The organism is Paenibacillus tundrae (genome assembly GCF_030812775.1).
Lineage (GTDB): Bacteria > Bacillota > Bacilli > Paenibacillales > Paenibacillaceae > Paenibacillus > Paenibacillus tundrae_A.
Map to the genome: position 1 here is coordinate 265,601 of NZ_JAUSTI010000002.1, position 25,695 is coordinate 291,295.

Annotated in this window: 20 protein-coding genes; 2 read left to right on the forward strand and 18 right to left on the reverse strand. The window is 45.4% G+C overall.

The annotated features are described in order from the left end of the window. Window positions 1-177: 177 nt before the first annotated feature. From J2T19_RS04505 to J2T19_RS04525, 5 genes are all read right to left on the reverse strand, one after another. The gene (locus J2T19_RS04505; protein ID WP_307213597.1) at window positions 178-1,152 is read right to left on the reverse strand and encodes a sensor domain-containing diguanylate cyclase; all 975 of its coding nucleotides are present in this window, start codon (window positions 1,150-1,152) and stop codon (window positions 178-180) included. Next, window positions 1,145-1,780, reverse strand: a complete 636-nt coding sequence (locus J2T19_RS04510) for a chemotaxis protein CheC (protein WP_307213599.1) — start codon at window positions 1,778-1,780, stop codon at window positions 1,145-1,147. Before J2T19_RS04510 ends, J2T19_RS04505 begins: the two co-directional genes overlap by 8 nt. After that, complete coding sequence (locus J2T19_RS04515) at window positions 1,770-2,144, reverse strand: response regulator transcription factor (RefSeq protein WP_307213601.1); 375 nt, start codon at window positions 2,142-2,144, stop codon at window positions 1,770-1,772. The genes J2T19_RS04510 and J2T19_RS04515 overlap by 11 nt, the downstream gene beginning before the upstream one ends. A 604-nt stretch (window positions 2,145-2,748) precedes the next feature. Further along, window positions 2,749-3,291, reverse strand: coding sequence for an alpha/beta hydrolase (locus J2T19_RS04520; protein ID WP_307213603.1), 543 nt, complete (start codon window positions 3,289-3,291; stop codon window positions 2,749-2,751). A 65-nt stretch (window positions 3,292-3,356) separates the two neighbouring features. Continuing rightward, a complete protein-coding gene (locus J2T19_RS04525) occupies window positions 3,357-4,640 on the reverse strand; it encodes an SGNH/GDSL hydrolase family protein (protein ID WP_307213604.1) in 1,284 nt (427 codons plus the stop codon). Between the two features lie 235 nt (window positions 4,641-4,875). Here J2T19_RS04525 and J2T19_RS04530 point away from each other — a divergent pair, with 235 nt between their 5' ends. Further along, window positions 4,876-6,018, forward strand: coding sequence for a family 8 glycosyl hydrolase (locus J2T19_RS04530; protein ID WP_307213606.1), 1,143 nt, complete (start codon window positions 4,876-4,878; stop codon window positions 6,016-6,018). Between the two features lie 119 nt (window positions 6,019-6,137). On the opposite strand, the gene J2T19_RS04535 is transcribed toward J2T19_RS04530, so the two are convergent. The 10 genes from J2T19_RS04535 to J2T19_RS04580 all read right to left on the reverse strand — a co-directional run bounded on the left by J2T19_RS04535 (window position 6,138) and on the right by J2T19_RS04580 (window position 19,343). Continuing rightward, window positions 6,138-6,491 carry a hypothetical protein gene (locus tag J2T19_RS04535; RefSeq protein ID WP_307213608.1) on the reverse strand — a complete coding sequence of 118 codons (354 nt, stop codon included), beginning with the start codon at window positions 6,489-6,491 and terminating at the stop codon, window positions 6,138-6,140. An 81-nt stretch (window positions 6,492-6,572) separates the two neighbouring features. After that, window positions 6,573-7,517 carry a carbohydrate ABC transporter permease gene (locus tag J2T19_RS04540; protein WP_307213610.1) on the reverse strand — a complete coding sequence of 315 codons (945 nt, stop codon included), beginning with the start codon at window positions 7,515-7,517 and terminating at the stop codon, window positions 6,573-6,575. Between the two features lie 17 nt (window positions 7,518-7,534). Beyond that, on the reverse strand, window positions 7,535-8,437 hold the full coding sequence (locus J2T19_RS04545; protein WP_370874811.1) for a carbohydrate ABC transporter permease: 903 nt from the start codon (window positions 8,435-8,437) through the stop codon (window positions 7,535-7,537). Further along, the gene (locus tag J2T19_RS04550) at window positions 8,434-11,004 is read right to left on the reverse strand and encodes a DUF5696 domain-containing protein (protein ID WP_307213614.1); all 2,571 of its coding nucleotides are present in this window, start codon (window positions 11,002-11,004) and stop codon (window positions 8,434-8,436) included. The genes J2T19_RS04545 and J2T19_RS04550 overlap by 4 nt, the downstream gene beginning before the upstream one ends. A gap of 17 nt (window positions 11,005-11,021) precedes the next feature. After that, a complete protein-coding gene (locus J2T19_RS04555) occupies window positions 11,022-11,657 on the reverse strand; it encodes a YIP1 family protein (protein ID WP_145048756.1) in 636 nt (211 codons plus the stop codon). Next, on the reverse strand, window positions 11,641-13,104 hold the full coding sequence (locus tag J2T19_RS04560) for an NHL repeat-containing protein (protein ID WP_307213617.1): 1,464 nt from the start codon (window positions 13,102-13,104) through the stop codon (window positions 11,641-11,643). Before J2T19_RS04560 ends, J2T19_RS04555 begins: the two co-directional genes overlap by 17 nt. Window positions 13,105-13,119: 15 nt before the next feature. Next, window positions 13,120-13,995: a carbohydrate ABC transporter permease gene (locus tag J2T19_RS04565; protein ID WP_145407513.1), complete on the reverse strand. Its 876-nt coding sequence runs from the start codon at window positions 13,993-13,995 to the stop codon at window positions 13,120-13,122. Window positions 13,996-13,997: 2 nt separating this feature from the next. Next, window positions 13,998-14,915 (reverse strand): carbohydrate ABC transporter permease, encoded by a 918-nt coding sequence (locus J2T19_RS04570; RefSeq protein WP_307214028.1) that lies wholly within the window; start codon window positions 14,913-14,915, stop codon window positions 13,998-14,000. Window positions 14,916-14,973: 58 nt separating this feature from the next. Next, window positions 14,974-17,871: an extracellular solute-binding protein gene (locus J2T19_RS04575; RefSeq protein WP_307213621.1), complete on the reverse strand. Its 2,898-nt coding sequence runs from the start codon at window positions 17,869-17,871 to the stop codon at window positions 14,974-14,976. A gap of 113 nt (window positions 17,872-17,984) precedes the next feature. Continuing rightward, window positions 17,985-19,343: an extracellular solute-binding protein gene (locus J2T19_RS04580; RefSeq protein ID WP_307213623.1), complete on the reverse strand. Its 1,359-nt coding sequence runs from the start codon at window positions 19,341-19,343 to the stop codon at window positions 17,985-17,987. A gap of 273 nt (window positions 19,344-19,616) precedes the next feature. On the opposite strand from J2T19_RS04580, the gene J2T19_RS04585 reads away from it, so the two are divergent. Further along, window positions 19,617-20,381: a response regulator transcription factor gene (locus J2T19_RS04585; RefSeq protein ID WP_307213625.1), complete on the forward strand. Its 765-nt coding sequence runs from the start codon at window positions 19,617-19,619 to the stop codon at window positions 20,379-20,381. Between the two features lie 160 nt (window positions 20,382-20,541). On the opposite strand, the gene J2T19_RS04590 is transcribed toward J2T19_RS04585, so the two are convergent. The 3 genes from J2T19_RS04590 to J2T19_RS04600 are packed head-to-tail and all read right to left on the reverse strand — an operon-like array spanning window position 20,542 to window position 25,616. Continuing rightward, window positions 20,542-22,176: a response regulator gene (locus tag J2T19_RS04590; RefSeq protein WP_307213627.1), complete on the reverse strand. Its 1,635-nt coding sequence runs from the start codon at window positions 22,174-22,176 to the stop codon at window positions 20,542-20,544. After that, window positions 22,161-23,927 (reverse strand): sensor histidine kinase, encoded by a 1,767-nt coding sequence (locus J2T19_RS04595; protein WP_307213629.1) that lies wholly within the window; start codon window positions 23,925-23,927, stop codon window positions 22,161-22,163. Before J2T19_RS04595 ends, J2T19_RS04590 begins: the two co-directional genes overlap by 16 nt. Window positions 23,928-23,951: 24 nt before the next feature. Further along, window positions 23,952-25,616 carry an extracellular solute-binding protein gene (locus tag J2T19_RS04600; protein WP_307213631.1) on the reverse strand — a complete coding sequence of 555 codons (1,665 nt, stop codon included), beginning with the start codon at window positions 25,614-25,616 and terminating at the stop codon, window positions 23,952-23,954. Window positions 25,617-25,695 lie beyond the last annotated feature (79 nt).

Below are 25,695 nucleotides of genomic sequence, written 5' to 3' on the forward strand. Positions count from 1 at the left end.
ATCCTGCTGAATAAAAGTAAATGTATTAAAGTGTATTTGGTGGGTTTCTTCACAATTGAAGAGATCCACCACTTACTTTAAGGAGCTATAGAAAGAGACGCAAGTTTTTCAACGCCAAAAAAAGTCGCTATATAAGCAACTTTCGTGATGGGTACCAGTAAGATTCGTGCTGCAGCCTTACACGTACTGATCTCTTTGCGAATCATACATAGCGTAACCGCTCTTTCCATTTTTCTTAATTCGGTACATCGCCTGATCTGCATACCTTAGAAGCTCAGCTGGTTCCTCTCCATGCCGCGGATAGACGCTAATCCCAATACTGAGTGATAGATGAATGAAATTACCCGAGACCTCAATAGGAGCTACAAAAGCTGTTCCCAGCTTCTCGCAGACCACCTCTGCGTCGTGGTCATCGTTCAATTGATTTAAGATGATGCTGAATTCATCTCCACTTAGCCGAGCCACACTATCTGTACTTCGAATGTTTTCCTTCAGCCGTTTCGCAGTCTCCACAAGCACCTGGTCACCCACTTCATGTCCATACGTGTCATTGATCTGCTTGAATCCATCGGTATCGACGAAGAGAACAGCGAATTTCCCCTCACTTCGCTCGGCATGGTTAATTGCCCAGATTAGACGTTCGTTGAAAGCACGACGATTAGGCAATCCCGTAAGGGAGTCATGCATGGATAGATGCTTACTAATCTTTTCGGAAATTTTAACTTTGTGATATTCAACATCTAATTCCTTGATTAGATTTTTCAGTTTATATACCCGTGTGCTAGTGTTGGTCATATCACTGATCTGAATCATCGCGTAATTACGACCATTTTCGTATAAGGGTTCAACATGCATGTTTTGTTTATAAAAGTGTTCATCTTCATTTTCTTTAGGCAGAATAAATGCCTTATGTAGAGCGCTTGAACAGAACCTGCTTTGCCCTTGGTACAGCGCATTATGCAGTATGTTCTGGTACATGTTCAACTTGAATCTTGGGCATACCTCAAGCAAATTCCGCCCAATCACCTCTTCATTACTTTTACCAGTGAATCGTTCCAACCAGCCATTCCAGAGAATCACTTTTAATTGTCTGTCAATGATGAGGATGCCCATGTTGATTTTGCCTAGAGCCTGTATTACGAGATTATCCATGGTCATCCTCCAATAATGCATTCATTTTGTCCAATAGACTTGAGATAGAGTTCATGCTGAGCGCAATAAGTATGATCCCTTTCACATTGGTATCGGCAAGTAAGAATGACGTATGGAGAACCAGCACATATACTTCGTTCTGGAGCAGGAGCTGTGGATCAGAGTGTGTCACATGCAGCAGCTCAATATCCGGCAATACGTATTCTAATTTCATTTCTAGAAAATTACCGAATTCTCCAATGATGGCATTTAGCAGAATATTACTAACTTCTTTGAGCACGTCCAGATCCGTATCTAATAGGCGACTTTCTTCCGGCTCAATCGTCTCGGTGAGTTCTCCAAGACACATATTCGCTAACACTTTAGCCTGCTCAGCAGGGAACATAAGGAATGCTTTCCCCTGAAAATCGTATCCGAACTGCAAAGATGATCTGAACAGATGACCTTCGCTGAAAAAGAGTTTATACCGTCGATCTCCTGGATCAACGTCAGATATCGAAATGAGCTCCACTTCAGGTATGGTCAGTACAATGTGCTTGTCGACAATCTCGGAAAGCATATTGGCCGCTTGTCCAACGTAAACGTTCACAAGTTCAGTCAGCATATCCTTCTGCAATTCAGTCAGCATGATGTGCCACCTGAATCATTTGAATCAATGTATTTGCTTTTTCTACAGTTAACGGCTTATTCAAAAATCCAGAGATTCCGAGGTTCTCTACTTCTTCACGAGTCACCTTCTGAATATCTGCAGATAAAATAATAATTCTGACCTCACGGTCGATTTCACGAATCATACGAAGCATCTCTTGACCACTAAGATTAGGCATGAGCAGATCCGTCGTAATAAAATCAGGCTTGAATTCCAAGTACTGGTGATATCCTTCTTCTCCATTGTTCGCTGTCTGAATCTCAGATTCTGGAAAATGATCAGCAATTAGCTTACGCATCATTTTCTGTACAAAAATAGAGTCTTCCACAATTAATACTTTCATTCGTTCTTCAGTCTCCTCGATAAAATTTTAAGGGCGCAGGATGAGCTAGCGCTGTGGACAGTTCTGAGAAGGAGATTTGCGCATAGTGGCACCCCTTACAAGTGACTGACTGGTTCTTCAAGCAAAACAATATAAATTATAGTAACTTTAATTAAATTGTCAACGATATTATAGAATAAAATATATCTAGTTTCGCTATAATTCCAACAAATTGAGTTGTAACGTTCCGAAACACAATGGCATTTTGCTCGTAGTTTATTGCATTTTACATGTTATTGATTGAATACGCACGTCAGTGCAGTGCATTAATAAAAAGTACCACCTTAGCCTCTCTACACAACGTTCAGCTTGTGCATTCAAGACTACAGTGGCACTAAGGTTATTTGAATAGACGTTGAGAAAATAAATAAAGATCATTCCTCCATACCGGCCAGTCATGTCCTCCGCTCTCTTCATACCAGATATGAGCTACTCCCTGCTGCTGCAAATACTGATGAACCTCTACGCTAATAGGGAGCAAATTGTCCTGATCGCCGCAGGAAAGCCACAATAGCAAGAGAAGTGACGACACCTCGGCTGGATCAGGCACAAGCTGTTCTGGCGTTTAGGTGTTAGGTGCTGCAGAAAAGGCTCCAACCCAGGCGAAGGAATCCAGATGGCTAAGTCCGATGTTTAACGACTGACCTCCGCCCATGGATAAGCCTGCGATAGCTCGATTATCTCTGTTGCTGTTCGTAGGATAGTTGGAGTCAATGTAAGGGATGAGATCGTCAATGAGATCCAATTCGAAGCGTTCAAAAACTTTTATCTTCTCCGAATCAAACAGGTCTCCCTCAGCTCGATCATTCGGCATAGCACGACCATTGGTTAATACAACAATCATCGGTACAAGCAGATTGTCAGCATAGAGATTGTCGAGAATAATCTGCGGAGCGCCATGGGTGTACCACTCTGTTTCGTCTCCACCGATGCCATGCAACAGATAAAGAACAGGATACGCCTCTTCTGTTGAGAACTCAGGTGGTATATACACCATTGCTTTACGCATATTGCCTACTGTCGTAGAGTTATACTCCACAGTCTTGATTACGCCGCGAGGTATGTTCGCTCGATATTGGTCAAATCCAGCTGGTGCAACAAAGTTCATCTCCATAACTCCCTTCAACTCAACGTATACTTTCACCCTTAGAGCTACATCTAGGCCACCTTTTATTAATCGACATATCCGAAACCTAGAATGGTAAACTTCTTGTCCTCATAACCTTCCGCCATTTCAATCTCAATCTTGTGCTCACTGACCTCATTTTCGTTAATTAGAAGTATCGCATGACAATGTGTCCAATTTACTTGGTGTGGATCGGCTTGTTTGATGTGTTCATCATCTACTCTAATATTGGCGGTACCGAATTCATCACTACCTGAATCTTTAAAGATCAAAATAAGACGTTTACAATTTAAATGTAATGTAAAACGATTCCGTTCTTGCGTGTCCTCCCTGCTATACATCCAATTATGAGGAAACAAAGGCGTACCATAATCATGATCATGCATCTCAGCCATCTGTAGCTCTGTATCCGTATGCTGGAAAGCTCCAACTTCAATTCGCGCAATATGCTCAATGTTCTTTCGATCCAGCAATTTAACATTGACGAAATCGCTTCCAATTAAAGGTGTTTGATCGTCGCACTGTTCCACCTGATCGAGCGCGGAGTGATCCGTAACGTCAAACAGATGAGAGAGTACGTCAGCCATGATCCGATGCCCCATGTTTGTCGGATGATATATATCATGGAAAAACTGTTCTTTGGTAATCACGTTGCCTTCGGCTGGCGTCTTCTGGAATTGCTCTACAAGAGCATCTTTCATGCTCACCATAGGCAGATCATAATGCCACCCGATTGGAGCTAGACGATCTTGTAGATTCCAGTCGTTCTCGAACACGCTGAAAAGCAAGATCACCGCTGGTTTGTTGTCAGCAGCAAGTGCTTTGATCACCAAGCTTTCATAACAATTGCCCTTCGTCTCGTCATCCGCGTCATTAACGGCGAATTCGATGATCAGAATGTCCGGCTGAACCTGACCGTCCCGAAGCACATCTCGGTCATAACGTATGATTCCAAGCTCAGAGGGTGTCCCACCTACACCGGCTTTGATCAGGTTAATCGAACTTCCGTCTAAAGGAGCATACCTATTCTTAAATTGCTCATAAGAACGATAAGCATAGCATTGTAGATGAATGGGTACAGCACCTGCACCTTGTGTAATCGACCCCCCAATGTATGCGACATAGACCGGCTCACCTTTTCTAGCTTTCTCAATAGCTCGCTTCAACCTGACATTGTTACCTTTGTTCAGAACAGATCGTCCGATCAACTCGCGATATGCCTGAGATTCAAAGTCCACCTGCGTCTCATTCGCTGATTGTACAACACCTACAGGATCACGTGGTGCTGAATATTCTCGTTTATCATCTACACTTCTTTCATCGTCCAACATGTTGAATCATCACGATCCTTTCTGTTCCCACCTAGCTCTATCCCTCCGAGTTTAGCGCTCATATCCTGTAACAACAACCTGACAAAGTATAGGACTTGACTCAATATATCACTTGGATTCGCTGTCTAATAGATGAGATACGGAAAACCTATAATTTCTGATGTAAACGCTTTAATTTATAGAGTCGAACCGGTGATACAATAGGATAAACGGCATTCATTAAGGGAGGTAAATCATGCAAATTACAGGTCAGAATGCATATGATTCAGGTACGTATACCAATATGTTTCACAAGTTAGGGTATAGCGAACAAGAGATTAACACACGACTGGAGTTGACATGGAACGAATTGTTCGATGGAGATGAACAAACACGAATCTATTACCCTATGGGTGGAGATAAAGGCTATTTGCTGGACACAGGCAACCACGATGTACGCTCTGAGGGCATGTCTTACGGGATGATGATGGCTGTACAGATGAACAAAAAAGAAGAGTTTGATCGTCTATGGAACTATGCCTACACATTCATGCAGCACACTGAAGGACGATATAAAGATTACTTTGCATGGCATTGTAAGCCTGACGGAACCCGAATCTCACAAGGACCTGCACCAGATGGTGAGGAGTTCTTTGCCATGGCTTTGTTGTTCGCCTCTAACCGCTGGGGAGATGGCGATACGCCATACAATTACCAAGAACAAGCTCGAAAAATTCTCCGTGCGTGCATTCATCAAGGTGAAAACGATGATGGCGATCCCATGTGGGATCCAGAGACTCGGCTCATTAAATTCGTGCCCGAATCGCCATTCAGTGATCCATCTTATCATCTTCCCCACTTCTATGAACTGTTCGCTATCTACGGAGATAAGGGTGATCAGGTATTCTGGCAAGAGGCAGCGGCCGCAAGTCGGGCATATCTGCATACCGCCTGCCACCCTGTGACAGGACTTTCGCCAGAATACGCCAATTATGATGGCTCACCTGCTCCCATTCAGCCTCACGGTGACTATAGACACTTTTACAGTGATGCCTATCGAGTTGCAGCGAATGTTGCGCTGGACTGGGAATGGTTCCGCAAGGATCTATGGCAAGTCGAACAATCCAATCGAATTCAGTCTTTCTTCAGCGACATTGACGTATCCGATTATCGTCGTTATACCATTGAAGGCGAAGCCTTTGACGAACCTTCCTTGCACCCCATAGGTTTACTTGCTACCAATGCTATGGCTTCACTGGCAGCAGACGGCCCGCATGCAGAGTCATTTGTCCATCGATTCTGGAACACCCCTCTACGCCAGGGAGAACGCCGGTACTACGACAATTGTTTGTACTTCTTCAGTCTGCTTGCCTTAAGCGGCAGATATCGGATTTATTAATTAACATCTGTAGACAGAAGACGCATAAAACCTCTGGTTTCTTCGGAAGCCAAAGGGTTTTATGCGTCTTCTGAATTTTTATTCATTCATCCTAATTCTTGAATGTCATCTAAACTGTGTCATTCGAATATAAGAATCTCCTCTTCTTCACCCCAAGTTACAATCACACTGCCTATATCTATCCAGTCTTCTACACTACTTCTAGTTGGTAACTGAATGATTTCATTCGGATTAATAGAAACATGAATTGTGTTACTAGTAGAACTGTTATTGGGATGTAGAATATTAATTTCTACCTGTTCATCAACTGGATCTTCTCCAATGTATTGTATGGAAGGAACCTCTTCGTACTCACCCTTGGTATAAACAAGATCAATTGTAACAATCCAATGTTCTGACTTGGCTACTATTCGCTCATCATTAACTGATGTGGTGCAGCTGCATAAACCCAGTAATGAAGCAAAAAGAATCAAAATCGCTAGTCGGATAGAGATAAGGACATCTCCTCTTTTTTGCCCATATTATAGCATAAATCCCGTAACCATACATTTAGTTCAGCCGACAATTCCAGTACGTTCCACGCTCTCCACGAAGTATCGCTGTACAAACAAGTAAATTACGATCAACGGCAGGATCGCCAGCAAAACGCCTGTATCTTGAATCATGCTTAGGTAGAAAGGGTCTGCCTTCGAAGCGCCATTGCTGACTTGTTGAGCCAGATTGTATGGAAGAGACGACAACTGGGTGGACATCACCTTGCTGGATGTCAGATATGTGGTCGTGTAGAAGCTGTCGTTCCACTGCCAAACAAAGGAGAACAGCATTACAGTTACCATCGAAGGGATGGCATTAGGTAACATAATTCTGGTGAACGTCCGGCCAATCCCTGCTCCGTCCACGTAAGCTGCCTCTTCCACCTCTTTAGGGATTCCCCTGAAAAACTGGCGAAAGATGAAAATATACAGCCCCGCTTTGAGTGAATTCGCCGTAATAGCAGTAAGAATGAACGGCCAGTACGTATTCAGCAGATTAATGGGTTCGCCTGTTATAAGTGTTATAATACCCATCAGATCAAAGCTTTTTAGATTAAGATAGACCGGAATCAGAATCGTTGTTGGTGGAACAAGAATCGTCAGAATTACGCCAGCAAACAACCAGTTACTGCCTTTGAATTTCAATCGGGCGAACCCGTAGCCGGCAAGTGCGCAAGAAGCCGTCGTAAGTAGAGTTGTTGTTGCAGATAACGCAAATGTATTAAACAGTGTTACCCAGTAATCCATGACGCGAATTGCTTCCTTGAAATTGTCCACGGAGAAGTTCTGGGGAATCCACACAACGACTGCTGAATACAGATCTCCCTTGTCCTTAATGGACGTTGAAACTTTCTGAAATATAGGAAAGAGGATGACAAAAGAAAGTCCGGTAATGAGAACAAAACGGATGATGGACCACAGCCAGCCCTTCCAATGTTCTAATGAGAATAATCGTGAAGTTGTCACACTAGACCTCCTCCTTTCTAATCTTGATAGAAGACACGTTTCGAGAAAATAATAGATACGATGACCAAAATAATTGCAATTGCTAAGAAGTAGACCCATGCCATAGCAGAGCTTAGACCAAAATCAAATTTGACGAAGCCAGTATCCCGGATTAGTTTTGTCATGGCGTTATTGGCAAACGAATCAATGATCGTATAGATTGCATTGACGAAAATAAGCGGGCTGACCATCGGAAACGTGATCTTCCAGAACGCCTCGTATCCGGTTGCACCTTCCATCTTGGACGCCTCATAGAGTTGAGGCGAGATCGTCTGAATACCAGCAAGAAAGATCAAAATCTGTACGCCAGATTGACTAACAATCTGATAGATTCGATCTACGGCGCTGCTTAAATAGGTGACAATCCATTCGCTCACCCCTGCACTCAGCATCAGGTTCTCCAATTCGAAAGTCCCCAGCGAGCTACCACCTGTACTGCTTTGATTAACCGCATCAATTAGGCTTGTGCTCTCCAGTGTCATGATCACGCCTGATGCAAGAATAACCGGCAAGAAAAAGATCGAACGCGCTACCGCTCTACCTCTGAATTTCTGGTTCAGGATAACCGCAAGGAACAAACTAAAGATGACAATAAGCGGCACGTTCACAAGTACGTCTGTCACCGATTCGATAAGTGCTCGGTTGAAGCTGGTATTCACGGTCAATGCCTGAATATAGTTGGCGACCCCACTGAATTGAATTGCGATCCCTTCTGCATTCGCCTGAATTGTGCTCAGGCTGTACCTTAGGGAAGCCAGCAACGGAACGAAGAAAAACAAAACAAATCCAACAAGCCAGGGAAGCACGTAAATCATGCCCCACATGGCTTTCTGCTGAGCATACGTACGACTTCCCCATTTCCATTTCAGGAGCGTCTTCAGAGCTGCTCACCACCAGTCACATAACTTTGAGCTTCCACAGTATGGTTCTCAACTTCCACAGGAAAGTCGTTATAATTCACGATGACGAATCCGCCGCCCTCATACGTTGTCTGAAATACACCTTCTGATACGGATTGATGCGCGATCATCGAACGACCTATAAACGGCAGGTTTGCCTGATTAACCTCTCTGTACATCTCAGCCGCCAGATCGATCCATTGCTCATAATTCGCCGCATAGAGATGATCAAAATCAGTTTCTTTCACGACGTGATTGGGTGCATTAAACCAAGCGAAATATGGACTTGCCCCATATTCAATTAACTTCAGCACATACTGTCTTGCGTTTGTATATGTTGATAGATTATAAGGGGAACCGGTATAACTGATACTTCCGTGCATCACAAGCTGAAAGAACGGAATCTCTTCATCCTCCAGCTTGAACCGACTGCTGGTCATGGGAGCATCTGTCAGACCTGTGAGATAAGGAAGTGCATAAGCATTTCCTCCCTCAGCTACCACGGAACCAGCCTGCTGTTTAATCTGTTCAAGCGCTGTAGTTACGTTGTTTACTGCCTCCGTCCGATCCAACAGCTTCTTCGGATTCATGTCGCTATTCAATTGTTCTGCCAGATCTGACAGGGAAAGCCCCTCCGTTTCAAGCGGTTTAAGGGAATCCAGCATTTTATCCGTTACATTGCCCAGTAGATTCGGAGACAGAATGTATGAAGGCGATCGATCCCGGTCGGGACGTTGGATTGCTCGATTCATCGGATAGCGCACCGCCGGTTGCTGGGTCAGTGTGCGGGACGCCTCTCTGGATGGTTTGAATCCACCCTTAGAATGCACATTCAATACCGCTACATCTGGATAAAATCCAATGCCGGTATCACGAGCAAACGTGCTGAATTCACGCATTGCTTTTTGTCCGCCGATGGCTCCATCGACTTTAATTGAGTCCGGTATTCGGTGGTGAATCCCCCCATTAAGCCATCCTGCATAACGAACCTGAATATTAGCAACATCCTTCTCCATTAACGTAGAGAGTATCTTCTCTGCTTCGTCGAAAGTGGTTAACGCCTGTGTGGAATCGTAAGGAATGCCCAACATATGCTGCCTTGTTGTTATACCTCCAAATAGTTTGAGATAAAAAGGGATACTGTCCTGTACCTTGCTGGCTTGTTCCTCAGGTACCCCGCCCGTTCGTTGCAGGTAACTTCGATACACGGAGGCAAGACCTGAATAACTAGCCTCTTCTGCACCAACAAAAGCATAACGAACGACAAAGTCAGATACGGTCGGCTGATTCTGAAATTTGGGAAGTGTTCGTACCATATCGCTGGCCTGCAGTGTAATATCGCTTTTATTCACTACATAGAAGCTTGGGTATACGTTGTTGTAGCTATTAAGCTTGCCGCTGATATCTGCGTTGACAACTGCAACAGCATCCCCTTCCTCAATAATGCCTAGAAAAGCACCGTCGGTTCGAATTAATCCAAAAACCGGCAATCTTGCTTTGGCTTCATTAGAACTTGCTTCCCGCATTTTCATCGTGAGGTCAGACCCATATATATCCTGCTGATAGGCAGGGTATAGCGTTTTCCCGTTGTTAAAATGAATCAATGCTCCTGAGCCGTCGGGAACCAGCATAGAGCCCTCTTCACTTGTACTACCTGCTCCGAAATATTCCAGCACAGATATGCTGTTAATTGGATATTCCTCAGGAAAATGAATGCCCGAGGCAGGCACCCGTACCAACAGATCCTGTCCGTCCAGCTCATATTCCATCGTGAGCATAAAGAGTCGTGGCCCACTTCGTTCCTGCTCGACTCCATGTTCCGCATGGTCTTGCACCAGATCCTCTTCCGTGTATCCAGCTTCATCAAAAGCTTTCAAGGCTCGGGATAGCTGCAACCCTTGCAGCGCCTTATCATTTCGATCATAGACGCCCTCGTCCTTGTCTTCTGCATAACCAATCTTCAGGGCTCGTTCCCCAACCTTGTCGAGCTGAGCGAGTATGTCTTGTTCGAAACGTTCTTTGCTAATCTTGACTGGCAAGTCTTCGATCGAACGCTCGGTACTTCCAAACTGATAGTGCACCCGCACACCATTTGGCAATGCTTCATAGCTTATCTGCTTATGTCTGACACTATCGGTGTAGGAGTTCACGGTACTGCTCTGGCCGAGAGTATTAAAGAAGCTTAGCCTCGTTTGCGACGATAAAAGGTCTTTGTTAATCCCTGCTGCAATCGCATCCTGCTCTCGATCTGTGGGATTACTGCGCCAGATTTGCCCGCTTCCCCTATAAATAACTGCAATTTCAGCAGTCTCTTCATGAAGGAACAGTTGCAACGCATTATTTTGGGCAATCCCGAGCATGCCTGGTAGGCGATCATCACGAAAGGAGGATTTTAGTTTTTCTCCTGGAGGCAGGGAAGGTATATCAGCCTGGTCAACGGCATTCGCACTCACTGGGGTTAATGGTGAGGGCGAGAACTGACAACTGCCGAGAAGCAGGCTGCTTATGAGCAGCATTCCAGTTATTTTTTTGACTACAGCGTGTTTCATTGCTTGTTCCCCCTCCCTTAGCCCCGAAGCACTAATTCCTGATAGATAGTCACTGCGAAAGATACAATCTGTTGTACGAGACTGAAGAATAACAGGCACAAAAATGCCATGAATGCCATAGCTACAAGTGTTAGGAACATGGTGAGTATCGTTTTGGCTGGCGTATACTGGTGAACCGTCATATTGCCAACGAATAACAGGTACACCGTCCAGCCAATAGCAATCGCATTAGAGAAATAATAAAAGGCGGTTTCCTGTACAGAGATGACAAGACTCAGCCAGATCCAAGGAAACTGAATCAACAACAATGGTACCAAGGCGAAGCATGTAGACATAAAAATTTCGGAAAACTTACCTTCCCCATCCATCAGTGTTGTTAAGGACCAGTTCGCAACACACCAGAACAACACTGGAACGATGACATATACCATTTCAAGCAGACTGTTTAGCCGTTTCGGATTGTTGAAATTGATTAGAAAACCGCTGTACTGTGCATGCAAAATCTTGGTCATAATCAAAAGCAGCATGATCATACCTGCAATCAGCAGAGTCATTTTCTGATTTCGTTCATATTTCAGTTCCCAATATCCGTCAAACGGATGAAAAATGAGATGCAGCGGATATTGGTATAATTGCTTACTTGACGCCAGCATTCGTTGTCCTCCTTTTCTGCCTACGAACGATCATGACGGTGACAAGCGAACCTACAGCTAGGAATAGTCCGGACATCATCCATGAGAAATGCTCACGCATCAGCTCTTTGCGGAACAACAGAAATGCTTTGGAATAACCAAGACGCTCCATGCTACGCTTGAAGTACTGCGCAGAATCTGCATATTCCTTCTGGCGAAGCAGAGCTTTACCGATCCCGGCATAGGCATATTCCAGATTGGCGTTCATCTCAGCAGCTTTGGCAAACAGCAACGACGAATGATCTTCGTCACCGTTATAATAACTGCGCACGGCATCGTGTAATGTACGCCCATACTCGGTCGTTTGAAAGACGGTAATTTCACCAAGTGCTTTGTCCAGCACAAGGATCCGCTCCCCAGCACGCTCAAGTGCAACAGGTGTATTAAATTGCCCCTGACGATTACCAATGCCACCAAAAATATGGAGCAGATAACCGTCACCATTGTAGGTGAAGACTCGCCCTGTATTCGCATCTAGCACGGAGTACATGTCACTGTCCCCCACGTCAACATCAATCAGTCGCGATGGCCCTGTCTCAGTGGTGTACATCATATCTCCTTGAGGTGGCTGGTAGCCTTCTCTGCGCAAGATGTCCGTTCCTTGGGCGTTCAGCTTCTTAATTGGATCCTTACCACGATCCCCACTTGTGGCATAGATGAATCCCTCTTCATCCATATCTAGATTCGTGAACTCCGTTGGCGTGAACATGACCATCTGACTCCGCTGCTCACGAGTTGCAAATCGTTTCCACAGATACTCTACCGGGTCAACCTGAACTCGATTAGCTCCGATAAATGAGGAGAACGTGCCATCCGCGTTAAACTCCATGAATCCGTCAAAGACACCCTCAGCCATGACGTAAATGCGTTCTCCTTTGTCCATGACGACCCGTATAGGCTTAAATTGAAAGTCTGTTCGCAACAGATCTGATTGCGGCTCAGCTACAATTTTGACCAATTGCCCAAGTTCATCTAGATGCACCACACGTTGATTATCTGAATCTGCCACTAGCAAATGTCCTTTATTCGTAACGTAAAGCCCTCGAGGGTTATTAAAATGGTCTGGCTGCCCTTCACGTTCAAATGAATCGATTACCCGAACGAGCTTGAAGTTACGATCCATCTCGATGATACGTCCATTGCCCGAATCCAGTAGGAAGACCCGCTGATCGGCTGTAACATGCAGGTCGCTCGGTTCCTTGAACGCATCCGTGTCCAGCTTCCTGCCCGTAATGATTGCCGTAGCTTCATATGCGACTGGAGCAGGAACCGCTTCGCCCCAATAGGAATAATGATATGCGTCTGATGTTCCGTCTGCGTTGGCTAGGGGTGCCCCATGCCCGAACAGTTGTAGGCAGACCATGCCTATGATGATCCATTTTTGTTTCTTCCTTGTGCTTGCTCGCACCTAGCTGCCTCCTTTCTAGTCCTTCATTCCAGAAGTGGCCATCGTCTGCATAACACTGCTCTGGGAGATGATGAACAAGGTGATCGGTACAATCATGAGCAGCAAAGCGACAGCAGCACCTACCCCTGCCCTAGCAATCCCTCCTTGAACAATCTGACTGAGTGCATAATGCAGCGTTTTGAGATTCTCACTATAAATGAAGCTTCCGCCGTCTGTTCCCCAAAGTGCAGGAAACTGCAAAATCATGAGTGTAAGCCAAGCAGGCTTCACATTGGGCATTACGATGCTCCAGAAAATTCGATATTCATTGGCTCCGTCGATTTTGGCTGCCTCCAGCAACGCATCGGGAATCTGCTCCATGAACTGTTTCATCAGGAACAATCCCAGTGAGAATGCAAGCGACGGCACAATAATGGACGTGTGTGTGTTAATCCAGCCGAGCCATGACATCACCATGTAGTTGGGAATTGCAGTAACATGTGGTGAGAACATCAGTGACAAAATGACGATCGTGAACAACACTTTGGAGCCAGGAAAACGGTATTTGGCTAGCGGATAAGCTGCTGCAGAAGCAAGAAGGATATGCCCTGCGGTTCCGACCAGCGTAATGAGCAGTGTATTAGCAATGTACCGGGATAACGGTACCCATGAGTTGCCCATGAGATTAATCAGATCTGCAAAGTTCTCCGTCGTCGGATTATTCACCCAGAAGCGAGGCGGGAAAATAAAAAGCTCATCCAGTGGCTTGAAGGCGTTGTTTACGGCATAGATAAGTGGAAGTACCATAAATGACCCGAACAGAGCAAGCAGTGCGAATAACATCAAGCTGACGGTAAATGACCGATTGAGTTTCTTCGGCATGCCAAAGGCAGCCCGTACCTTGCTGGTCATTGTCATTCACCTATCTTTCTCAGCATTTTTTGCGTTAGAACGTTTGTTCCAAGCATCAGTGCAAATAAAACGGTGGCGATGGCCGAAGCGTATCCCATCTCAAAGCGAATCGTACCAAAGTCCAACAAATGAGTGACCACGGTATGCGCAGCATAGTTCACACTCGGGAAACCTGCTAACGCAATTGAGATCTCGGCTACAGCGAATGAAGCTGTGATCTGCATGACTGCCCCAAACATCAACTGCGGTCTCATCGAAGGCAGTGTAATGAACCAAAGTTCCTGCCATCGGTTCTTAATGCCGTCCACTGTACCAGCTTCCACCAAAGACCGATCGATGGTCTGAAGCCCTGCAATAAAGGCTAGAAAGCTGGTACCTAAGCTAAGCCATAGCTGTACAATAATGACGATGGCTAAAACGTACTTCTCGTTGGACAGCCATTGAACCGGCTCCAGTATGATGCCAAGACGCATCAAAAAGCCATTCATGTAACCGTAGCTGTCACCAGAGAAAATAATTAGCCAGATGAAAAAGACGTTGCCGGATATGGATGGTGCATAGAATACCAGCGTCATCACTGCCCGAATTTTGGGGGACAGCTCATTAATGATCCAGGCAAATAAGAAACAAGCAATATAACTAACTGGACCCGTGATAACAGCAAAAAGCAGCGTGTTTTTGAGTGCGATCAGAAATACATCGTCATTTAAGAAAAGCCGTGAGTAATTCTGCCAACCGATAAATCGCGGCAACTCCAACATATTGAAGTGAAAAAAGCTTAAGCCGAGCGAAATACCGACCGGAATGACCGTAAACATAAAAAAGATCAACATGAACGGTGCCATCAAAATATAATAGTGCCTGCTGAGATATAGATCCCGTTTAAGCAGGGTCCACCAGCCGACGTGGCGCGCTTGGATGGCAGGAGCGGCGGCTGTCTTGGTTGTTTTGGCTTGCAACCGTTACCCTCCCTTTCCTCTATTTCAGATTAAATTCCCTACGTTTCAACTCAATTTCATCATCGATATACAATACATAATCGGACAATGCCTCACGTGGGTTCTCATTTGCGTTGACGACCTTACGGAACGCATTATCTAGATGCCGACCGGTAAAATACCCTCCGGGAACTTGCGGAATGCCCTGCACCCACTCCCACTGCTTCTCCAGGTTTTGATAATCTTTCACAGGCCATGGTAATTGCTCCAGAGCCTCAATATTGGCTGTTGGATAACGAGCAGCAGCGCCCATTAGACCTTCCATTTCTCTTCCGTATTCAATCTGTGTCTGCCCATCCGTCCACCACTTCATAAACTTCCATGCTGCTTCTTTGTTGTTGGCATTTTCAAGCATCATCACGGCACTGGTCGAGCTAGCAACTTCATGTCGAATCGAACCATCCGGAAGCTCCGTGCCCGGAACAATTGTGAAATCCCAGAGGTTACGTATTTCCGGAGCCATGACCGTCAGCATGTTATACGTGGTGTAATCCGCAATACCAATTGGCATCTCTCCAGTACGGAAGCGATTCGGAAAATCAGCTTTTAGCGGAAATTTGTAATTGGTATAAAATTGCGTCCATCGCTTGAACGCATCCATCGAAATCTCCGAATCCAGTGCACTCTTCTTCTGATCCTCGGCATAGAAGGTGCCATCGTTCTGGTATAGGAGCATAGCAAAGGTTGCATTTGGAACTAGATTGGCGTTATTCAGCGTGTCCTCAATAGGCAGGTAAAACTCCATGTTATGCTTCTGCAATACAGCAATAGCGTTGTATACGTCCTGCCACGTTTTTGGCGGCTCCAGCTCCAGCTCACTGAGGACATCTTTCCGGTAGAATAACATTGGAAATTGCTGTTGCTCCGGAAGTGCATAGACTCCATCGTTGTAACGGTAAGGCGTTAACCCACTTGCGCGGAATCGATTTGCAATTTCTTCAAAGTCTGGGAACGTGCTCAGATCAGCTGCCGCATTTCTCATTGCATAGTTTACGGGGATATCTTCACCCATCTGCATAGCCACGTCAGGTCCTTCGCCAGCAAGAGTCGCGGGTAACAAGATGTTAGGCGGAACAAGGCGCAATTGTACGGAGACATCCGTATCTGGTGTAAATGAATCGTCAATCAATCCTTTTAACACTTGGGCCTGATCTCGTCCGGTCGTAATCCATACCGTAATCGAGTCCTTCTTCTGTTCCACATTACCGATACTGTCGTAATCCTCCGTGTAGGAAGCGACGTAAGCGCCCATCTCATGCTTCACTTGCTGGAATACGCTCGCTTCTGCTCTTGGCAGTGCTTCATCTGGCGAAGAGACAACCAAGTAATCCAATGTAATCGGTTGTTCACGAACCGACAGAATCCACGTACCGAGTCCACCTACATTAATCTTGAACGTATCCAGACGTTTGGGTATCGTCTCGGGCCTAGCCGCCATATCCTCTAGCTGAACGACCATCGCATGCAAGATAGCAACCTTATCGCTCTGTTCTCCTGTTGCCTGTTCCAGATAATCTGCCACAGAACGAAGTGTATCTGCCTGCCGCTCAAAGACCTCTGTCATCTCTGGGATGCGGCGTTCCAATTGATAATCCCGAAGCGGATCAGGTGTTTTGGAGGTAATCATCAATATTTTGCGGTACATCTCATTCAGTTCAAGCACACTGGATTCCACGGTACGAAGGAGCGGCGCAATATCGCCGAGTGTTACCGTCATTCGCAGTCGATGCGTGCCTTTTTCGAGATGGAACAAGTAAGGCTTCTCTTCACTACTTCCCAATACCTGAGTTTGCCAAGCTGGGCTGTAATTAAATCGAAGGCGTTTCATCTCCTTGAATGGAACTTGACCGTTGATTGTCAGACTACGGGTCGCATAGACGCCGCGCAGCTGATCCTGCTTCACTTTTAACGCGATCTGGTATAGTCCATCTTCAGGCACCTCGACCTCCCACTCGATCCATTCGCCAGGCAACTTCCAATTGATGCCGCCAATGGCGTTGACTCGAATTTTGGATACGTCGTATGGCTCCAGCGAAGGGCTCGAACGATCTGATATGGGCGCAAGCGTAGGCGATGACTTACTTACTGCCTGTTCTCCTTGAACCTTCAGCATCCATGAGCTTGCTTCTGTTAGACCGCGCGAGGAATAGCCCTTCTCTACGTCTGCATAGGAAGGAATGTCCTCTTCCTGGTACAACTCAATGTAATCAATCGCCATACTCTCTCTCAGCGAGGTGAGCGATAACTGTTGGTTTCCTTTTTCAAAATAAAACTGAAATGGTTCCTCGAAGTAGCCTGCGCTATCTTTGAACGAAGCGATCTGCCATTCAGGCTGTTCCACTTGTCTTGGTCTGAGGTCATTGTCGCGATCGTCCCTGCGAATGCTATCTTCACGATTGCCCCATACTCTGTCGAATATGAGGACGTCTGCTCCCCGGAAAGGAACCTCCCCGTTCAGCTCAAGTCTTCGTTCGATGCCTGAACTTTTACCTGCAACGGGATAATAGTGGATACGAAGATGGTACAGCCCACTCACCTGCACAGGAACATCCCACCGGATGCTTCCCGTTTCCGGCGTAATTACAGCACTTCCATCCAATCCGGCATAACCTTGTACGATCTCAAAACCGTCACCATCGGTCTGGGTATAAGCTTCGCCTTCAATTCGCACGGTTTGCTCAGGTTTAGCTGTATTCGAATGGGTAGTCAGGTAATTTTGATAGCTGCGTGAATCCTCTGTACCCGATGTCGCCTCAAAATCCTCAAGCGCACGCACTATTCCCGGACTCCGATCCCGCGATGGATATAAGTTCCATATGGAGAACACCAGAGCCACAACGAGCACAAGGATCAGTCCCTTTTTCTTTCGTGACCGCATGTTCGAATGTATCCCCTTTCCTGTATTCGTAAGCGACAACAACATGATGAGCTAATCCAGGCAGACCGCGTCCTAGAGGCGATCTACCTGGGACTTGAATAGCGTAGCGTAGTTTATTGGTAAACCTCATCAATTGCGGCTTGAAATGGTGCTTTGTATTTCTCGATCAGAGTCGATACCGATACGCCTTCCTTCAGCTCAGCGTCGAAATCCCAGAAAGGCAGGGAAGGGAACGTATTATGATCCAAAACTAACATGCCCTCTGCCACCGTTCTGGCATTGTTGATGTCGGCTTCATCTGCCAAATTTGTTTCTAACGTCGATTGTTCTGGATATTCATAGACAGAATCAATTTCATTGATTTTTTCCCAGATATACATTAGTTGCTCAGGATTCTCTGCAGCTTTAGGAATCGTTAGTGCTTGGTAACGTGATTCACCGGAATGATAAGCTGACGCACTCGGTCCTTTGGGAAATGGCACAAAGCCGATGTCGTAATCCTGCATGTCTGTCATAATGCCGCTAACCTCATACATTGCACCTGAATACATCAACGTATTACCTTGACGAAAAAACGTTGCTGGCTCCGTCCAATCGCCGCCTTCCGTCGCTCTGCCAACCTTCTCTGTGGCAAGTTTAGAGAGGAAGTTCAGTGCCTCTTTTGTTTTCGGATCTTCCAGGTTCTGTTTATCCTCTTTCGTCAAAGATGCTTCGTTCGAGTAGAGAATCGGTTCAAGTAGACCCGTCTGTGCTAATCCCCATGTATCCAGCTTACCGTCGTTATTGCGATCCTGATTCGCCTGCTTAGCAACACTAATGAACGTATCCCAATTCCACTCATCTGCATCAACATATTCCTGTAAGGGCTTCAAGCCAAGCTCCTGCATTAATGTGCGGTTATAGAATATTCCATTGATGAACGAGGACTTATCTTCAGTAAATCCATAACCTTTGCCTTCGTATTGCATATATTCCTTGGTCGTTTTCTGATTGAATACCTTGTCGTTCTTTACATAATCATCCACCGGCCACAACAGATCTTGTTTGGTCAACGCTGGAATCGCATAGTTTTTTCCTAACCTCACTAGATCACCAAGCGGTTCGCCCGCCATCAGAGAAGCGACCACTTTTTCTTGATATTCTCCAAAGTCAATCGAGACGTATTCAATCTCGAAGTTATGCTTTTTCTTCAATGCTTCTAGATTTTCAATGCGCTGAATGTTATCCGGATTGTTATCTGTAATTTCCATGTCCCACCAGGCAACAACTTTGATCGTTCTGCCGCCCATGTCAAAATCCATCTCCGGCGTGGATAATTCATTCTTCGGCTCTGCTTCGCCTGTTTGTTCCTCTTGCTCTTGTGGTGCGGGTGTTTCCGGCTCAGGCTGAGCCGTAGGTGCGGAACTACATGCAGCAATCAATAACATCAGTGCACATACCAAACTCAATAACATAAACTTGTTTTTTCTCATCGTCTTCCCCCCTAATGTCGTTTGCTCTCAAAGTGTATCGCTCATATGAAAGCGCAAACAACCCGCCAAAATACAGGTATTTACCCCGATGGACTATAGAACACCTTACTTTTTAGCCAATATCGAAGTGTTACACCTTCAAATGGTAAAGAAATGCACCATCTGCAAAAATATGGACATTGTATGCGCTTTCTTTTGTTCTCATAATGAAGGTAAGCCTTATTTCAGTGGAACTATCGGTTGAAAATTCAGGAGAAGGTGAGGTTTGGCTTCATGTACAACTTATTACTTGTGGATTATAGTCGTCGTTTGTGCAGAGAGCTTCAACACCTGTTACAACACAGCAAATCAGACTATACGATTGGGGATTGCGTCTTTGACTCAGCAGCTGCTCTGACCGCTATGTTTAAACAGGACTTTACTGTCGTTGTCATACATACAGAGCGGTATGATACCGCTGGGTTGTGGCTATGTCATCACATTCGAAAAATAAGCGAAATCCCTATCCTTATTATCGGTGGGAGGGATCACTTCAAGCTTGTACGCAAGGCGTTAATATATCAGGTGAATGATTACTTGACTTCTCCTGTCAGTACACCCGCCCTGCTCACTAGTCTGCATCAACTACGTACGAAGCTGGAACCAGAGCCAATGAAGAAAACAGCAGCTCTCACGCCGCCCATTCAAATTAATGGCAAAGCGATGGACTCCAGTCATGTGATTCGAATTGTCAAAACGTATGTAAGGGATCATCTGAGTGATGAGATCACACTAAAAAAAATATCGGATATGCTGCATTTTAACTGTGCATATCTCGGACAGAAGTTTAAGCTTGAAGAGAAGATGTCCTTCAATGATTACATGCTGCAGCAGCGGATGGAAAAAGCAAAACAGCTTCTCTTATCCACGGATCTGCGAATTTACGAAATTGCTGTTGGTGTAGGCTATAAGGATATCGACTGGTTCTACAAAAAGTTCAAGGCTTATACGGGATCAAGCCCCAATGCATATCGAAGGCAAAAAATCCACACCGCTTAGGCATGGATTGTCAGGATCTATATGCACATAATTGAAGTAAATAAATTGGCATCCCCCTACCCACGAGACGCTAGCCCTCGTCTCAGCCAGCGTCTCGTGGGTATTCTATATCCCGCTTATCATGATTAATAATTTGTATAGCTGTTACTCATTATTACATCTAGCGCACTAACAGTGATTCACGGTATTCCTGGGGCGTCATCCCCGTCAGCTTCTTGAAGAGGCGGGTAAAGGAATGAGCAGCTTCATAACCAACCTGTAGTGCCACCTCGCGCACCATTAAATCCGACTTATGCAATAACTCCTTCGCTTTACGAATACGGCAGTCGTCGATATACTCTGACAGATTGATCCCCATCTCTTGTTTGAAAAGTCTGGACAGATAGGATGGGTTAAAATGATTCAGTTCTGCCAATCTCACTAGGGAGAGATCCTTCTCTAAATTATCCTTGATATAACAGCCTAATGTCTGGATTACCAGGTTTGTGCGTTCCTCTTCTGTTGATCGCTTGAAATGTACCAATTCATCCGCAGTGCGGTATAGAGACTGCACTGCATCTTTCATGCAGGTATAATCGCCGAGTTGCAGCAAGCTTCGTTGGTCAGCTGTATCCTGTTGAAGCCCCCACCGATTGCACGTCGAGTACAGCAACAGCGCCAGATGATAGTAGGTCTCCATCGCTCGTTCCATCGTCATGTCCTGTAGCATTAGTTCACCCGCAAGCTCTTCAAATATGTCATAAAAGGATTGAAATCGTCCGGTTTCCAAATATCCTGACATGACGTCTATACGGCTTGAGATTCGAACCGGGTCTTTCACAGCCCCAGCAGTAAAACCTTCATAAATATCGGTCAACACCATGGATACCCCATCGCCAATCTTCATCCACTGCAGCAATCTTAGCCGTTCATATTGCCTAGAAATCTGTGACCAAGCACATGCGCGCCCACTTAATGTAAACGCTATGGACATGTCAAGAGAAGCGAAGCAAGCTGCCTGTACAAGCTCCAACGTACCCTCAATATAGCTAGTGAACGGATTGGGTTCGTAACCCTTCTCTCTTATGGGCTGGAGCAGCCAGACGACATCACCGTAATGATCCGATACGCTAACATACGTTGCTTGTTCACTTAATAACGAAGAGCCAATAATACGGACGGAATCCTGAACCTGTCTGAGATCCGTTCCAGCATCTAGCGGTTTGTTCAATCGACCAAGCACCAGATATACCGGAGCATCCGCCTGCAATTCGATGTTTCTCTTAGTCAGTTCAGTTTGCATTTCAGACATCTCAGACAGAGAGAATGGAGCAGAGTTACAGTCCTGGAGTAATTGACGTACATACTCCTCCTGCTGGAACACAGCCAGCTGAATATGCAGTTCACGTGACCGTTCCAGCCCTTCAAGCATGTGGTGACTCTGCCTGATTTCTTCCATCACCTGTTCCACAAATGTTAGCACTTTGTCGTAGCCTTCCGTTTTGAGCAAATAACGTACATTGGGCATTTGCAGCGCTTTGTACGCATAATCAAAATCGCTGTGTCCTGTCAGAAAAATAATGCGACATTGCGGCCAATGAGTCTGAATCTCTTGAGTGAGTTCCAGCCCGCTCATGCCTGGCATACGGATGTCTGTAAGCACAATATCGATTCTACTCCGCCGCATCCAGTTCAATGCTTCTGAGGCCGAATAGGCTTTGCATACGTCAAGTTGATCTGGCATATGCCTGGCAAATGTTTCATATAGACTGTCTGTAATGATCTCCTCATCATCCACAATCAGAAGTCGATACATTCCTTTCCCCCCTCTTTCCATTGGATTCGAATCGTAACTTTCAAGCCCTGTAACTCGCTACGGGATAGAAACAGACCGCTTTCTTCCCCATAAGTCAGAACTAGACGTCTGTGAATATTCGTTAGTCCGGTCATTTCGTCCGCACCGGCCTCGTTGCGAATTCGTGCTTGAAGCAGCATGATATCTGTATGTTGCAACTCCCTGCCATTGTCCTCCACGATGATCTCGGCATACGTAGCTTCCATATGAAATTGAACGCGTAAGAGCCCCATACTTGTATTTCTCTCAAGACTATGTTCGTAAGCATTCTCAATAATCGGTTGTATAATCAGTCTGGGTACCTGTATATGTTCCATGCCAGATGGCACTTGCCCGAACTCCATTTTAATTCGTCTAGAGAATCGCAATTGCTGAATATCGGTATATATTCGTGAATGCTCGACCTCCTCTTTTAATGGTACATAATCAGTGCCGTTGCGGGTGATGAAGCGAAAGTATTCACCAAGCATATTCGTAAACTGCTCGATCCGCTCCGTTTCTCCTGTTCTGGCAAGGGAGTTTAGAATGAAGAAGCTATTGTACAGAAAATGAGGATTAATCTGAGATTGGAGTTGCTTCAATTCAGCACGCTGCATCATCATTGTTTTTTTGAAGTCACGGTCAATCAGTTGCTGTAGATTTTCAATCATGTGGTTGAAGCGGGCATACAAAAATCCAAATTCATCTGTGCGATGATGGATGATCGGAATATCGAGCACGCCTCCCTCCATTTTCTTGAACCTCTTGACCAATAACAGTAAAGGGATGTGTATCAACCGATAGCTGGAGTAGAGAAAAGCTGCGACCGCAATAAAGGATGTTATCGCAAAAATCCAGGCCCACTGATTGAACCTGCTGAGTGGTTTGGTTACGATTTTCTCAGGCAGATACGTCGCCACGGATAATCCCAACTGATCGATGTGAAGCTGATTCACATGGTACATAATGCCGTCCACCTTTTTGCGATAGTTACCCTGCAGCTTCTTCTGACTATAATCACGGTAACTGGCAAGAATGACGTCTCGCTGCTGTGGATCCGAGATGGCGTGTCCTGTTCTATCCTCGATCAGCAGTGTGGCACTCTCTGGGTATAGATTAAGCGCTGTTAATTCATGTTGAATTTGTGATGTATCGAGCTCCACCTGGATCACGAATAGAGGAAGCTCACCTCTTTTTCCCGTTAGTCTTACAGCACTTAGGTTCAAGGTATCGTCTTTTACAGTAAATCGAGAGTCCTCTTCAGGTAATGCCAAGCTAAAGTAATCAAAGGAGTCCTTATCCAATTCATCAATGCCTTGTGTAGCCGAAATGCTCTTGTTGACTAATGGGATATGTACATAAACATTCTTAATATACGAACTGCTGTTTTTGAAGGCAGCCAGACGTTCGGTTAAATAACCTAATGTTTCGCGTCGATCGACCTGCTCCATCATGTCCCAGAGGATCGCAAGACGATTCAATTTACGATCCTCTGCGATATCAAACTGCTGCAATTCCAACCATTCAATCTCCCTGCTCAGCTCGGTTGCATATTGACTCAATCGCCTATCCGTGGACAAGGAGATTTCCTGGCTTGCTGTATCGTAGCTCCAGTGGTACAAATACACACCCAGAAGAATCAACGGCAATACAAAGATCAGATACGTCATAATTAATCGTACAAAAATACTGTTGAGCCACGACTTGGCAGGTATCTTCAACAATACGTTCACCTCCTGATATGAAGGTTGAAGAAATCACCTCTTTTTGAACCATGCATTCACCTCTGATGTGATTTCATCCCCACCCAGCTTGCGCCAATTCTGAACGAATTGATCGAACTCATCTATGGGGGAGCCGAGAATAATATTCATATAAGCCTCAAGTTGCAGATCACGAAGAATGGTTTGCCGATCAATCATTGTGTCGGTTATTCCGCCGGTAAATTCGTCATTTAACAGCTGTCCATTCTGATCATAGGTATCCGCAATGCTAAAGGCACCTGTCGGACCATACGTTTGTTTCCAACCCCATCCGCTCTTCAAGCCTTCTGATTCATAAGCAACAATTCGTTTATGGATCGCAAGCGCTTCGTTCTCCAAGCTCGAGAAATCTCCAGTCACTCTGGCGTCGCGAATCTGAAGATAGGCATCCATATTTTTGGTGCCGGGAAAAGGCGTTACTGGGGATAGCATCCATACAGCCCGTGAATCGTCATTGTAGTACGTTTCATATTCGGCTTCCTCACCCCAATTTTTGTCCAGATGCATGTTCATAAGCTTTACGACAATCTCTGGATAAGCAAAGCCTTTTTTTACTGCAAAGTACTGTCCTGTGTTGGAACGAAGTGGTACCAAAAGGGCACGGTTAGACTCAGCCACAATAGGATAAGCCTGCCACTGCGCATCAGGATCTGTATCACGAGTCGTCTGTAGCATAAATGGTGCCCACTGTTCACCATAGAGCATGCCAATCTGCCCGTCCTGAACTAAGCGGTACGCCTTACTTCCGTTTTTGTAAGAAAAATCTGGATCAATCTGGCCTTCGAGATACAACTTCTGCAATACCTCCAGCGCTGTTCTCACTTCAGGTTGTATGCCTCCATACGTAAGATCGCCATTCTTATCTATGATCCATATACTGGGGTAAGCTCCGTAACCCGCCATGAATCCTGTAGCGCCCATTACGGGATCCCATAAATAGCTAGTTAATGCTAATCCATACGTATCCTGTCTGCCATTTCCGTTAGGATCTTGTTCTGTAAACGCTTTCGATATGTGAAGCAGATCTTCTATCGTTTCAGGCGGCTGAAGACCTAGCCTTTCCAACCAATCCGTTCTGATCCATAGATATTGCGCTGTTTCAATGGAAGAGGAGGATTCCGGAATAGCCATTAGGTTACCGTCAATCGTGGCAGCATCGAACGCTCCCCTTCCCTCCGCTTCTAATATTTTTTTCGTTAAAGGAGAAGCGTGTGTCCGGTATACTTCGGTCAGATCTTCAATCAATCCAGCGTTGCTTAACTGCCTGAGCTGATATGGATTCACTTTGACTACATCCGGGAAACGACCTGCCGCAAGGGATACCCCCATTTTTTGATGATATACATCACCAGTAGCAATCCAATCATAGTGAATTTGAATGCCAAGTTCTTGTTCATATAAACGAGTCCAACGATTGTTCGTAAGGGTTTCATCAGGCAACTGATCAATCATTCGCTGCAAGTCTTCTCCGCTTTCCCTTACAAAAGAGACTTTAATGGGTGGTTCATACTTCCCTAACACCGTTGAAGATCGTTGCTGTTGTCCGTCAGACGAGGAATGAAATTGCCCAGAATTCCCTTGTGTATGGCCAGCGGGAATGCACACAGCAAGAACGATGATCAAGGTCCACCTAGATCTGTACAGCCATCTATTATTCACGACGACATGCCCCCAGTTCGATTGGAATGAACACATTCATTTTTCTATTATCTGGAATCTCCATCATTGTACAACTTCT

Excerpts from the sequence above, each read along its gene's own strand:
- J2T19_RS04505 (WP_307213597.1), bottom strand. The coding sequence starts at position 1,152 with ATGGATAATCTCGTAATACAGGCTCTAGGCAAAATCAACATGGGCATC.
- J2T19_RS04510 (WP_307213599.1), bottom strand. The coding sequence starts at position 1,780 with ATGCTGACTGAATTGCAGAAGGATATGCTGACTGAACTTGTGAACGTT.
- J2T19_RS04515 (WP_307213601.1), bottom strand. The coding sequence starts at position 2,144 with ATGAAAGTATTAATTGTGGAAGACTCTATTTTTGTACAGAAAATGATG.
- J2T19_RS04520 (WP_307213603.1), bottom strand. The coding sequence starts at position 3,291 with ATGAACTTTGTTGCACCAGCTGGATTTGACCAATATCGAGCGAACATA.
- J2T19_RS04525 (WP_307213604.1), bottom strand. The coding sequence starts at position 4,640 with ATGTTGGACGATGAAAGAAGTGTAGATGATAAACGAGAATATTCAGCA.
- J2T19_RS04530 (WP_307213606.1), top strand. The coding sequence starts at position 4,876 with ATGCAAATTACAGGTCAGAATGCATATGATTCAGGTACGTATACCAAT.
- J2T19_RS04550 (WP_307213614.1), bottom strand. The coding sequence starts at position 11,004 with ATGAAACACGCTGTAGTCAAAAAAATAACTGGAATGCTGCTCATAAGC.
- J2T19_RS04555 (WP_145048756.1), bottom strand. The coding sequence starts at position 11,657 with ATGCTGGCGTCAAGTAAGCAATTATACCAATATCCGCTGCATCTCATT.
- J2T19_RS04565 (WP_145407513.1), bottom strand. The coding sequence starts at position 13,995 with ATGACCAGCAAGGTACGGGCTGCCTTTGGCATGCCGAAGAAACTCAAT.
- J2T19_RS04575 (WP_307213621.1), bottom strand. The coding sequence starts at position 17,871 with ATGCGGTCACGAAAGAAAAAGGGACTGATCCTTGTGCTCGTTGTGGCT.
- J2T19_RS04580 (WP_307213623.1), bottom strand. The coding sequence starts at position 19,343 with ATGAGAAAAAACAAGTTTATGTTATTGAGTTTGGTATGTGCACTGATG.
- J2T19_RS04585 (WP_307213625.1), top strand. The coding sequence starts at position 19,617 with ATGTACAACTTATTACTTGTGGATTATAGTCGTCGTTTGTGCAGAGAG.
- J2T19_RS04590 (WP_307213627.1), bottom strand. The coding sequence starts at position 22,176 with ATGTATCGACTTCTGATTGTGGATGATGAGGAGATCATTACAGACAGT.